The sequence below is a fragment of the Crocinitomix algicola genome (assembly GCF_001661595.2).
In the GTDB taxonomy this organism is placed as follows: domain Bacteria; phylum Bacteroidota; class Bacteroidia; order Flavobacteriales_D; family Crocinitomicaceae; genus Crocinitomix; species Crocinitomix algicola.
This window is the reverse complement of sequence record NZ_LYPF02000018.1, coordinates 52586-64511: the sequence shown is the minus strand read 5'-3', so window position 1 is coordinate 64511 and position 11926 is coordinate 52586. Positions and strand designations below refer to the sequence as shown.

The 11926-nt window shown below is 33.7% G+C and carries 10 protein-coding genes; all 10 read right to left on the bottom strand.

What is annotated here, in order from left to right; genetic code table 11:
- Nucleotides 1-15 precede the first annotated feature (15 nt).
- Entirely contained in the window at nucleotides 16-1317 is a 1302-nt protein-coding gene (locus A8143_RS11885) for an O-antigen ligase family protein (RefSeq protein WP_066759005.1), read from the bottom strand.
- On the bottom strand, nucleotides 1310-2425 hold the full coding sequence (locus A8143_RS11880; RefSeq protein WP_066759003.1) for a glycosyltransferase: 1116 nt from the start codon (nucleotides 2423-2425) through the stop codon (nucleotides 1310-1312). The genes A8143_RS11885 and A8143_RS11880 overlap by 8 nt, the downstream gene beginning before the upstream one ends.
- Nucleotides 2422-3657, bottom strand: a complete 1236-nt coding sequence (locus tag A8143_RS11875; protein ID WP_066759001.1) for a lipopolysaccharide biosynthesis protein — start codon at nucleotides 3655-3657, stop codon at nucleotides 2422-2424. Before A8143_RS11875 ends, A8143_RS11880 begins: the two co-directional genes overlap by 4 nt.
- A gap of 5 nt (nucleotides 3658-3662) precedes the next feature.
- Complete coding sequence (locus A8143_RS11870; protein ID WP_066759000.1) at nucleotides 3663-5909, bottom strand: exopolysaccharide transport family protein; 2247 nt, start codon at nucleotides 5907-5909, stop codon at nucleotides 3663-3665.
- A gap of 7 nt (nucleotides 5910-5916) precedes the next feature.
- Nucleotides 5917-6639 (bottom strand): polysaccharide biosynthesis/export family protein, encoded by a 723-nt coding sequence (locus tag A8143_RS11865; protein ID WP_066758998.1) that lies wholly within the window; start codon nucleotides 6637-6639, stop codon nucleotides 5917-5919.
- Nucleotides 6636-7070: a response regulator gene (locus A8143_RS11860; protein WP_066758996.1), complete on the bottom strand. Its 435-nt coding sequence runs from the start codon at nucleotides 7068-7070 to the stop codon at nucleotides 6636-6638. The genes A8143_RS11865 and A8143_RS11860 overlap by 4 nt, the downstream gene beginning before the upstream one ends.
- Nucleotides 7071-7083: 13 nt before the next feature.
- On the bottom strand, nucleotides 7084-7467 hold the full coding sequence (locus tag A8143_RS11855) for a hypothetical protein (RefSeq protein WP_066758994.1): 384 nt from the start codon (nucleotides 7465-7467) through the stop codon (nucleotides 7084-7086).
- Between the two features lie 116 nt (nucleotides 7468-7583).
- Entirely contained in the window at nucleotides 7584-10001 is a 2418-nt protein-coding gene (locus A8143_RS11850) for a PAS domain S-box protein (protein ID WP_066758993.1), read from the bottom strand.
- Nucleotides 10001-10540, bottom strand: coding sequence for a heme NO-binding domain-containing protein (locus A8143_RS11845; protein ID WP_066758991.1), 540 nt, complete (start codon nucleotides 10538-10540; stop codon nucleotides 10001-10003). The genes A8143_RS11850 and A8143_RS11845 overlap by 1 nt, the downstream gene beginning before the upstream one ends.
- Entirely contained in the window at nucleotides 10537-11874 is a 1338-nt protein-coding gene (locus A8143_RS11840; RefSeq protein ID WP_066758990.1) for a sigma-54-dependent transcriptional regulator, read from the bottom strand. Before A8143_RS11840 ends, A8143_RS11845 begins: the two co-directional genes overlap by 4 nt.
- Nucleotides 11875-11926: the final 52 nt, after the last annotated feature.

The window sequence follows — 11926 nt, the reverse complement described above, 5'->3', positions numbered from 1 at the left end:
TTGTCTCAATATGGACTAGCTATTCCCATTTTGGGAATCCTTAAATCGTTTTTCAAATCGTTTAATTGACGCTTTTTCCAAACTTGTTAAGTGCGCACGTTTTTCGAAGACAAAAAGAAAGATTAAAAATTGCCAAAAAAGAATGCCATAGTTGGCGTCCCCAAAGATTCCAAACTCCGTAAAAGAGTTTATCATAACAGGAATAAATAGAGCAATGAAAAAGCTGGCATAGCTGTCACTTCTATTTTTAAAATAATTTTTGACCGTAAAGAAGACTTGCATGAGGCCTATAAATAAACCTACAAATCCCAGATTCATCAGTATCTGCATGAAAGTATTGTGAGTCATTTTACCGGGATAAGTATTTAATCCTTGAAAGTATTCGGTATAGTTTATACGCATAAACCCATAGCCAAAAAAGGGTTCCTTCACGATTCCTTCATTCAACAATGCAGTCCAAAAAGGTAAACGACCTGTCATCGAAAGTACTTCTTCAACACCTCCACCATCTTTAAAAATGATTGTTTTAATGGCGAATGGCGCGGCTAATACAGTGAGAACTATTAAGGAAATTTTCAATTTTTTATTCTCGGATTGTAAAACTAATATTCCAATTATTAAGAGAAATCCAATGAGCGAAGAACGACTAGAAGTAAGGACTAAAATCACTAAAGCGGCAATAATTGATAAGATGGGGTAAAGTTGAGTCTTGGCTGTTTTTTTTTCTAATAAAACATAAGCTAATGCACCATTTAAACTGGCAAGCATTCCTAATTCATTAGGGTTCATTATCCATCCACCCAAACGAATTTCTTCACCACCTCTCATTTCCCGATAAAAGAATTCGGGTAAGGCAAAAGATCCAACGATAAAAATAACTAAAATCGGAAAAGTTGCTTTTGTAAATACTTTGACCAAATCGATAAAATGATGGTCAAAATAATGGTTAATTGTATAGACTACTTTAAAATAGATATAAACAAAAACAAAACTTTCGAAAGTCATAAACCATTGAAGAGCTGAGTATTTTGGGTCAGTAGACCAAGTAAATGACGCGAAACCTAATCCTAAATACAAGAGATAAAGTAGAACGCTCATACTATTTCTTATTTGTAAGATGTTAATGCAGCCAAGTGCTTTTAGTTTCATTAACAGTAATAATATAACTCCTGTCATCCCCACACGACTGATCACTTTAAATATTTGGGTTATAATTTTAATGTCTGTAATCGAAAAATAACCAGCAATTTTAATGAACAAAATTAAGGTGAGTATCCACTCAATATTACGCAAAAAATATGGCTCCTTTTTAAGCATATAAATCTCCTAATTCTTCGGCAATTTTACGCCATGAAAAGACTTTGTCTATCATACAGAGCGCATTTTCAGATTTTTCTAAAAGTGTATGATTTTGTTTTTCCTGGTTGATGTCTATTATGTGTTCAGCCAAAGCCTTAGCATTGTAATTCGTTAAAATCCAGCCTGCATTGTTTGGCTCAACATAAGGGCGCATATTTGTACCTATCGATATAATCGAAGGTACTCCAACGGCAGCAGCTTCCAACACGACTCCAGGTAACCCTTCATTCCTAGAGACTAAGCAAAAAACATCAAGTTGCTCAAGACACTTATATTTTTCTTCTCCAAATTTAGCGCCTTTAAAATCTATAAACTCTGACAGTCCTAGTTCATCAGCTTTTGTCTTTAAATCAATTAATTCTCCACCTTCACCGATAATACTTAGTCGTATTTCGACGGTATCTTTTACAATTGCTAATGCTTCAAACAAAATGTCTAATCCTTTCGTATGAATATCAATTCGTCCTAGATAGCCAAGGTTTAAAGGCTCACCTTTTGTTTTTGGTGGAATTTTGTCTAATAATTTCTCTTGTCCATTTGGAATGAAAGCATATTTTTTTGGTTTAAAATATCGGTTTAAACCTTCCACTTCTGATTGACCTATTAGTTGAATTCCGTGTGCATTATTGACCAAAAAACGTTCAAAAAAAACGATGTATAATTTTTTACGAAGATTGGATTTTTCAAGAGCTTTAAGGTTGTAACCTCCGTGAGGAGTATGAATGTAAGGAATTCGATACTTTTTTAATAAACGCGCTACACTATAAAGTTGAGGAGTAAATGCACCATGCAGATGGAAGCAATGATTGGTTTTATTTTTAAGACTTTTAATGGCTTCTTTTAAAGAATAATCTAATTTAAATTTAAATCGATAGTCTAAAAAAGTATACGTTTTAAAGTTTCTAGTCGGATAATTATGTGTTGTATTAAATGTTATTCCCCAAAGTTCTGCATCAACTCCCATTTCAACTTGCGCTGAAATTAAACTATGAATGACCTTGTTAACACCATTCATACGATTTGGATTTGCTTTTCCAAGAGCTATATGAATAATTTTTTTTGTCATGTCTTTTTATACTTTAGTGTGATGAGGTAAGTTGAGATAGCAATGACTTGTAGGATCATTAACCCATAAACATAGCCCATGACTGAGAATTGTGAAATTAAGTAGTTAGAGCAAGTAAGAGAAAAGAGTAGACTCAATAAATAAGCAATTAAAATTCCTCCGTTGATTTCTAAAGTTTTGAGATAAATCTGCAATAACGTGCCAACAAAAATAAAGAGATAGAGGAGTGTAAACATTTGTAAAATAGCCGTAGAAGACTTTAACTCCAGGCCATATAAAAAAGTTAAAATTTCTTCATCGAACAACCACAAAAGACCTAAAAGTGATAATATAACGGCCCCCATTTTAAAAGAAATGGATTTAAAATAATGTTGAAAATGTTGCTTTGAATGCTGATGAAGAAGAAATGAGGCTTTTGGAGGAATAATATTCTCTAATGTAGCGAAGAAAATATGAAGAACTCCCATTAAATTTTGAATGAGTTTAACTGTACCTACCACTTTAGTTCCGGCTAAGGTCGAGAGACTGACCAGCAGAAAATTAGTAGAAGACCATTGTATAATATTTGTGAAGATTAAATGGCGCGAAAAAATCCAATTTTCTTTAAATGGTACACCAGTCGTGGAGGTTAATTCAAAATTACTTTTAATGAGAATATGAAATGCGATATTAGCGAAAAGTCCAATGAAGCCATACGCAATGAATATTGTGGAAAGATCTAATTGTCCAATTACACCTAGAACAAGAAGCGTTAAACAAATGCCTCCATAAGCGATTATATCAATTATTAATAGTGGGTTATTTTGGTGCTTTGCCAAAAAATACCTGCGATGCTGTTCATGCATTACAAATAAACTGATTGCTAGAGGCAAGCTAAAAATAAGGTCAATGTTAATCGGAAAGAAATTCATCGAGCGTAAAGCAACTAAACCAATCACTCCAAGTATAAACACAAGTACCGTTAGCCGATTTAAAAGGACTAAGTTCGTCTTAAAATAGCGCTCATTATCTTTTTTTTTATTACCAAGCACCAGAAAAGGCAATCCTATGAATGATGTAAGAATAGCTTGAACGAGAAAAAAATACAACCAGTACAGCGAAAATTCACCATAAGTTTTAACACCAGCGAAATGAGAAATCATTATGGCGATAATAAAATTAGAACCCGACACTATTCCCTGGTCAGCAAAAGACAAGGATTTATAGAAATATGTTTTTATTTGGGCTCTCATTATTATTATTTGGTACTGATGTATGTTTTGTAATAGTATTTGAACAATTTGAAAATTCCTTTGGGTCTTTTGTTATAATTTAATCGAGAACCATTAAACGTTCCTGAGAAATTAGTTGAACGATCAACTCCGTTTAAAAGAATATATAGTTCACAATTAGGGTTTTCTTCTTGTAAAAGGTCTACACTTTTTGTGTACTGCGCTTTTGAAACATTTGAACGAACGATATATAATCCTAGGTTAGCGTATTGCATGAGTACCTCGGCGTCCGGAGTAATAATAGAACCAGGTGTATCAATTAAAACGATATCAAATTTATTTTGAATTGCTTCAATCACTGATTTAAAGTTTTTATGCGCCAAAACAAAAGATGCATTTTCTGTATTCGGTTTAAAGCCTATTGTAATACTGTCTTTTCCTTCAAGATTGTTTTCTTGCAATAGCTCCTCAATAAAAAAATCTGATCTTTTATTGGAATGATGTACATTGAAGTCTAATACCGCTACTGTGTATCCCATTTTTTTAAAGCTGTCAGCTAACGCAGTAGTGAGGTAAGTTTTGCCTTCCTTTTTTACAGCAGATGTGATGAGAACGGTGCGTTGATTTTCTTTCGTTTTTGCAACTAAATTTGCGGCAATTTGAGGGAATTCAGTTTGACTTTTCCTTTTAACTGTTCCAATTACCGGAATTGAAGATAGTTTTTCAACATCAGCTTTTGTCATTATTTTTCCACTGACCGATTTTCTGGTGAATACAAACAAAATTCCGATGAGTATGCTCAAAAACCCAGTTACAAATATGATTAAGGTCTTGTTGGGAGAAACAGGTTTTTTACTGATGGTAGCAGGTTGAATGATACGGTGAAAGGACATCAATGCCTGTGATGCTATTTGAGCTTCTAATCTTTTTTGAAAAAGGAAATTGTAGATCATCTCATTATTCATGAATTCACGTTCTAAAACGCGCATTTCTTTTTCTCGTGTTGGGATGTTTACAAATTGTTGTTCCAATTCTGCTAAAGCTGTACTAATTTCTTTTTGTTTGGTTTCAAGGTTGATTAGATTTCTGCGAACAGCTTCTTTGATGTAGTTTTCAATATCATCAATTTTTGCATTCACATTGATTACCTGCTCATCTTGTTCGGTGTACTTAATCAACAAATCTTTCTTTTGGTCGGTATAGAGTTTTAATTTTTTAACGAGCTCGGTTAAAACCAAGTCACCAAACCCAAAATTAATTGCGGTGCCTTCATAATAATCTCCGGTTGCGATATATGCTTCTAAATCTTTGGTAGCTTCTTGTTCGGTTTCGAGGTTGATCAGTTGTAGGCGAAGTTTTGAAATCTCCCTTAAGCCTGTTTCCGTTTCTTGTAAAGTATTAACAACGCTATTTTGAATTTTGAAATCTTCTAAATTATTTTCCGCTTTTGATAAGTTATTCGAAATGGACTGCATTCTTTCTTCAATGAAAGTGAGGGTTTTTTCAGCTGCTTTGGATTTCGAGCTAATGTAGTCATTGATGTAGGCATCACACAAAGCGTTAGTAAAGTCTGCTGCTAATTTGGGGTTTTCATGTTTATAAACTACTCGAATAACAGCAATTTCTTTGTCTATAGCTTTAACATCCAGGTCTTTTTGAGCTTCAGCAATTGCTTTAGAACGAGACGGGACCTCAAATAGGTAAACTCCGTTAAGATCTAATTTTCTTTTCTTCAGTAATTTAAGATTTTTTCGTAGAATGATATAATTTTCTTCATCCAGTTGAATTGGTAAGTTAAATTTTCCACTGGTTAATGTTGTTTCACTATCGGGATATTTTAGGCTGATTTTATCTCCGCTGATTAAAATTTCAAAAGGCTCATTGTGCAGGTTAAATTCAGGGCTTAGTTCGACCGAAAAAGGAAAGTCTTCGTAAAGTAAGGTGGTCTTGAGCCTACCTTTACGCCATATTTTATATTGAATATTTAACTTATCTAATGTTTGTCCTACCAGTAAGTGAGACTTTAAAATTTCCGCTTCTGTTTCTATTTTGTTTTCGGAGGTAAATACATCAAAGTCTTCGTATAGGTTATTTCCGGACATTCCATATTTAAAGTCATCCAGTTTTATTTTCGCCATGCTTTGAAACTTTGGCGTGGAATAACGAATTACCCGGTTGGCGATGAATAAGCCAATAGCCAAACATCCAATAATTATCGGCGAACCTTTAATTAGGGTTATGAGAATGTTTTTTATTTTATGTATTTCTAACATACTTTAATTATTCTCCAAGTACTGACACTAACACACCAATGGATGTAAGCATTGTTGCGAACGGAATTAAAGTAGGGGCTCTTTCATGCAGTTTTTTACTTCTTACTGCAGGAACATACAGAATGTCTCCTGATTTAAGGTAAATATTATTGGCATCAATATCCCGTATTCTTGTCAAATCAATTCTATAACTAATATTGTCACGAATGACTTGAATTTTTTTCTTTTGAGCAAAGGAGGTCAGGCCTTGTGCTTCAGCAATAAATTCAACTAAGGTGTTTAGGTCTTTTTCAATCAGGTATTTGCCTGGTTTTTTAACTTCTCCTAATATACTCACTTCTGCATTTAAAATCTTAATTTCTACAATGGGATTTTTAATTGTTTTACTTAGTTGCTTTTCAATGAACTGCTCGGCCTCTGAAAGTGTGAGACCTACAATGTTGATTGCTCCTAGATGAGGTACTTTTACGAGCGAGTCTTTCGAAACAATTAACCATTTTCCAAAGGCTTCATTGGTGTTGTAAATGCTGTATGCAGAACCGACACTCATATCATCATGATTCCAAACACTAAAAGATAGCTTATCGTCAGGAGCGATTGTTGGAGCATAGCTGTCATTAAGCAATTCAAATAGATCTTCATCATTACTTCGTTTATTCCCTTTAAACATGTTGTAATTGGCACAGCTGCTTAATTGAACGAGTATGATAATATAAAGTATTTTTTTCATAGGAAGCTTGGTAAAATACCTAATCTCTTTCTTTTCTTTTTGGGTTGGCTCTGTAGTTCATTAATTTTTATGCAGTCCCTAATAACCTCATTTATGCGAAGTGCGCCATCATCGGCATTTTTTACCAGGTAATCTGTTGCGCCAAATTTTAATGAATCAATGGCCACTTTTATTTCTTCTTGTCCGGATAACATTATGCACTGAATTTGAGGATAAGTGCTTTTAATTTCCTTTAAGATTGTCAATCCTTCATAGTCTGGTAGCACGTGATCAATAAATACAACACTTGGTTGATCGTGTATGTTCTCCATAAACGCTTCACCTGTGGTAAATAATTCTACGTCTAAATAACCTAAATTTTCTATTCTTGATTTAATGATACTTCCGTAAAAGAAGTTGTCTTCAATAATGTATACTTTGTGATTTTTCATGGTGGTGTGTTTTTTATGATGCTTTATTAGTGTTGTTTAATTTTTGAGTAATTTCTTCAATCATTTGCATTGAAAAATTATGTTTAATGATTTCAGTTCGATCGACAGTAAACTTTCGAATTGTCTCTCCTGCATACGAAGGGCTTAATAAGAAAAGCGTTGTTTTTCTACCGGAATTTCTAAGCGCGTTGAGTATGCTGAGCGTTATTTCTTGTTCTTCATCCAATGAAGTTTGACTAAAATAAAAGTCTACAATGATAGATTGGGCTACTGCTGCAGTTTGATTGAGATTTTCTTCAGAATAATCGAGTAGCGTAAATGTTTTGTCAAATCCTAACTTTGCAGACCAGAAATACTGGTCGAAAGTATTGAGTTTTAAAATTGTTAAGTTTTCCATGATCTTCGTTTGGTCTAAGTAAGACCTAAATCATGCCAGTCATTAAAATCTCTTTATTAATAGGGGGTTTGGAGTTTTTTAGAGATTCAATATTTTCCCATTTTGGGAATAAATCCTCAATTTGAGAGATAAATTTTAATTTGTCGGACCAGTTCTTTCCAGTCTTTTGCAAATTCTTCAATCATCTGAGGTTCATCAATGAATTCTTTATTTTCAATTTTACGAACATCTTGTGCCATAATACTATCAGCAACTGTGTCAATTGAAGGTTTTATTTTATGCGCTAGTTTTGATACATTGTCTTCACCCTCTGAAAGTTTCATTAAAGGAATTTGCTTTTCTGATTCTTCCATGAAAATTTGAAGCATTTTTTTTATAAAGTCAGGATTGTTATGACTCATTGATTCCAACTTTTCTGTAGTGAAGATTTGTCTGTCTTGTAAGTCTTTTGGCATGGGAGTTCCTTTTATTGAGTTAATTTTTATTTGTTTAATTATTGTTTTTTTGAGCTGCTGCTCATCAAAAGGTTTTGAAACATAATCATCCATTCCTATGGCAATGAATTTTTCACGATCTCCTTTAACGGCATTCGCAGTTAGAGCGATAATAGGTAGTTCTAATTTGAGGTTTTTGCGAATTTCTTCGGTACATTCTACACCATTCATTACAGGCATTTGTATATCCATTAAAATAAGTGAGAAATCTGTTCGTTCGTTTAATTTTTTCAAAGCTCGTTCGCCATTATCACAAACTGTTAATTTAGCTCCCCAATCTGTGATAAATTTTGAGGCAACAAATTGATTGACTACGTTGTCTTCCACCAATAGAATATCAACTTTTGTCCAATCAAAACTTTCATCAATTAGTTCTTCAACCTCAATTTTTTCATCATTACAGGCCTTCAGATGGATTTTAAAATAGAAGGTCGATCCTTCTCCTTTTACACTTTTAACTTTTAGTTCACCACCAAACAGTTCTACTAAACTTTTAGAAATACTTAACCCAAGTCCTGTTCCTCCAAATTGTTTTACAATTTTTTCGTTTTCTTGTTTAAATTCACTAAAAATTGTTTCAATTTTATCTTCTGATATTCCAATTCCTGTATCAATTACTTCAAACAAAATCTCACCATCGTCTTGCTTGTTAATACATAATTTTACCGTACCTCGATTGGTGAATTTAATTGCATTGTTGACCAAATTCACTAAAACTTGATTTAAGCGAAGTTGATCCGAATTAAAGCTAGCATTTGTGGGTAAATTTGTGTTAAATTCAATACGAATGTTTTTTTCATTTGCTCGGTAGTTAAATAATTTAACCACATTTACCCCAAGTTCGTTTATATTAAATGGTGTTTTTTCCAAATGCATTTCACCTGACTCAATCTTTGAAAAATCAAGAATATTATTAACTAAACCGAGTAGGGTAGTGGCAGACGATTTTATCGTAGAGACATAATTAATTTGCGATTTATCCAATTTTGATTTTGCTAAAAGTTGTGATAAACCTATAACGGCATTTAGCGGGGTACGAATTTCATGACTCATGTTGGCCAAGAATATCTCTTTCGCTCTACTCGAAGCTTCGGCCATTTCTTTAGCATCCTTTAAATTATTCTCAGCCACTTTTCTCGCTGTGATATCAAGATGTACAGCTATGCTGCCATTAATATTTCCATCATCATCATAGTAAGGAGCTCCAGAAATCAAGACCCAAATTTCCTTGCCATCTTTACGAATCATTTTTACTTCATAAACTGTAGCTTTACCTTCTTTTCTAAGCCTCATATGTTCTTCTACAGTATTATACGATTCAGGCGCTAGTAGATTTATATCAGAATTTTCATCCAATAGCTCTTCTCTCGAATACCCCGTAAGTTCACAAAAGCTCTCGTAAACTTTTGTTAATCTACCTTCTTTACCAACTTCTATCATTCCAAGATTCATGTTTTCCAGAAGTTTACGGTATTTCTCTTCACTTTTTCTCAACTCTTCGTTTGCTCTAACCCTTTCTGTAATGTCTCTTGCGATGGCTAAGAAACCAGTAGTTTCCCCCTTCGTTTTTACCAGCTGAACATTTTGTCCAAGCCAATATTTTTTACCTGTTTTTGATTTAATCTGAAATTCGACGTAACTTGTTAGAACATCATTTTTTACTTGATTTTGGTAAAATTCTCTTAATTCTTCAAGTGGTGGGGAGGTTACAAGCTCAGAATAGTTCATAGTTAATAACTCTTCCTCCGTATATTCAGTTAAAATGGTTGCTTTTTTATTGACAAAGGTAAAGTCACCTGTTAGTGTCGAATTGTAAATGACGTCGGTTGCTTCAGATATTACTTTAGAAAAACGAATTTCAGATTGTTTAAATGACTCGATTCTTTCTTCGAGTTCCTTTTCTAATTCTGTGTTCAGTTTTTGTAATCGCTGATTGGCGTTGTATAGTTCAACTGCTTTATCTTCTAAGATTTTCTCAGCTTCTTTTCTGGCTTCTCGTTCGCGCTGTAAGGCTTTTTTATAAATGGATGGATCAATCACTAGACTAAGGTAATTTTAATTGTAACAATTTCGCCGTTGTTTTCTTCTTTGATTTTTGAGATATTGGTTTCTTGGTTGTAAAAGGTAGCAGCCCCCTTTAATAAACCAATAGCAAAACTCGACATTTTTCTACTTGAACGGTATACGAGCATCATTTCAGTTTTATCATTGTTCATCGCTGCGTCGAATTTTGGGAGTTCTGCATCAGGATAAAGTTTTAATACTTCTGGATGGATGTAGTTGTCAATTGAATTTAAAAATGAAAATAAGTCGTTTTTTTCTAGGAATTGTGGATAGCCTTTAGCGAGAATTGTAAAAAAATGTTCGCCATAGATTTCCAATAATTGCTGAACAGGGATGTTTTGAATGTCAGATAAGACGCCAACCATTTCAAACATTTCTTTATGATCATATGTTCCGATTGAAGTGTATGAACCACCAGTTGCTAAATCACATTCCTTTATAATTTGTTCGACTGTTTCAAGTCCAAACTTATCTTCAACCAATTCTAAAAACTCCGAAAAAACTATTCCTTTCATAGCGCTTTGTTTTTATTTAACATTCGGTAAATAGTTGACTTACCAATTTTTAAAGCCTTAGCTGCGAGTACTATATTATTATCGTATTTATTGATATAGTGATTAATTATTTTCTCGTTATATTCTTTCAGACTCATTTCTTTGTCTGTTATAGCATCGAGTGATTTTCCAGCAACATTGAGATTGATATCTTGAGGTTCAATGGTTTCACTTGCACTCATCACTGCTGCAAGATCCATTAGTGCTTTAAGTTCTCTGACATTCCCTGAAAATTCGTGTGACATTAATTTTTCAGCAGCAGCATCACTGAGTTTTTTACAATTAAGATTGTTTTTAGCGCAAAAGTCTTTTAAGAAGTGATCGGCAAGTAAAATGATATCTTTCCCTCTTGATCTTAGCGGTGGTAGATCAATGGGCATTCCTAACAAACGGAAGTACAAATCTTGCCTAAAATTACCTTTGTGAACTTCGTCAGCGAGGTTTTTATGTGTAGCCGTTATGATTCTTGTTTTGATTTTGATAGGTTTGTTACCTCCGACCCGCACGACTTCCCTTTCTTGGAGGACACGAAGCAATTTGGATTGCATATTTAAATCCATTTCACCGATTTCATCCAAAAAGAGTGTTCCTTCATTTGCTTCTTCAAACTTACCAATACGTTTGTTATTTGCACCAGTAAAGGCGCCTTTTTCATGTCCAAAAAGTTCACTTTCTATGAGGTCTTTTGGTATTGCAGCGACATTAACGGCGACGAATTTTCCTTTATAATTAGAATTATAGTGAATTGATTTAGCCACAACTTCTTTACCAGTACCAGTTTCACCAGTTATACTGATTGTTAATGTTGTTTCTGTTGCTTTATTGATTAAATGTTTAACATTTTGAATGGCAGGAGATTCTCCAATAAATGAGTGATCAACTTTGTATTGTTTTTTTACTTCTTGACGAAGGGTTTTTACTTCTTCGACAAGGCTAGATTTTTCGTTTATTTTAATGAGTAGGTTCCAAATTCTTTCAGTAGTTTCTTCATCTTTTGTTAGATAATCATAGGCTCCTAGCTTAAGTAAACCAATAGCGGTTTTTACATCTTCCTGACCGGAAACAATGATTACTTCTGTCTCTGGTGATTGAGCTTTCGTTAATTTTAGAAGTTCTTCACCGCTTGAATCGGGTAAAGTAAAATCCAAGCAAACAACATCTGGTTTTCTTTTCAGCGCTTTTTTGTATTCTTTTCCACTCTCAAACGTTTCCACCTCGTTGTCTGGGTTAAGTGAGATATGGTGCTTTAGGAATTGCGCGTACCAAGTGTCATCTTCTACTATGAATATTCTCATACTCTAGTTTGGGTTTTAAATTACAAAGAATGTTTAATTGTTTGTATAAGAT

Excerpts from the sequence above, each read along its gene's own strand:
- A8143_RS11855 (WP_066758994.1), bottom strand. The coding sequence starts at position 7,467 with ATGGAAAACTTAACAATTTTAAAACTCAATACTTTCGACCAGTATTTC.
- A8143_RS11860 (WP_066758996.1), bottom strand. The coding sequence starts at position 7,070 with ATGAAAAATCACAAAGTATACATTATTGAAGACAACTTCTTTTACGGA.
- A8143_RS11880 (WP_066759003.1), bottom strand. The coding sequence starts at position 2,425 with ATGACAAAAAAAATTATTCATATAGCTCTTGGAAAAGCAAATCCAAAT.
- A8143_RS11870 (WP_066759000.1), bottom strand. The coding sequence starts at position 5,909 with ATGTTAGAAATACATAAAATAAAAAACATTCTCATAACCCTAATTAAA.
- A8143_RS11840 (WP_066758990.1), bottom strand. The coding sequence starts at position 11,874 with ATGAGAATATTCATAGTAGAAGATGACACTTGGTACGCGCAATTCCTA.
- A8143_RS11845 (WP_066758991.1), bottom strand. The coding sequence starts at position 10,540 with ATGAAAGGAATAGTTTTTTCGGAGTTTTTAGAATTGGTTGAAGATAAG.
- A8143_RS11875 (WP_066759001.1), bottom strand. The coding sequence starts at position 3,657 with ATGAGAGCCCAAATAAAAACATATTTCTATAAATCCTTGTCTTTTGCT.
- A8143_RS11865 (WP_066758998.1), bottom strand. The coding sequence starts at position 6,639 with ATGAAAAAAATACTTTATATTATCATACTCGTTCAATTAAGCAGCTGT.
- A8143_RS11885 (WP_066759005.1), bottom strand. The coding sequence starts at position 1,317 with ATGCTTAAAAAGGAGCCATATTTTTTGCGTAATATTGAGTGGATACTC.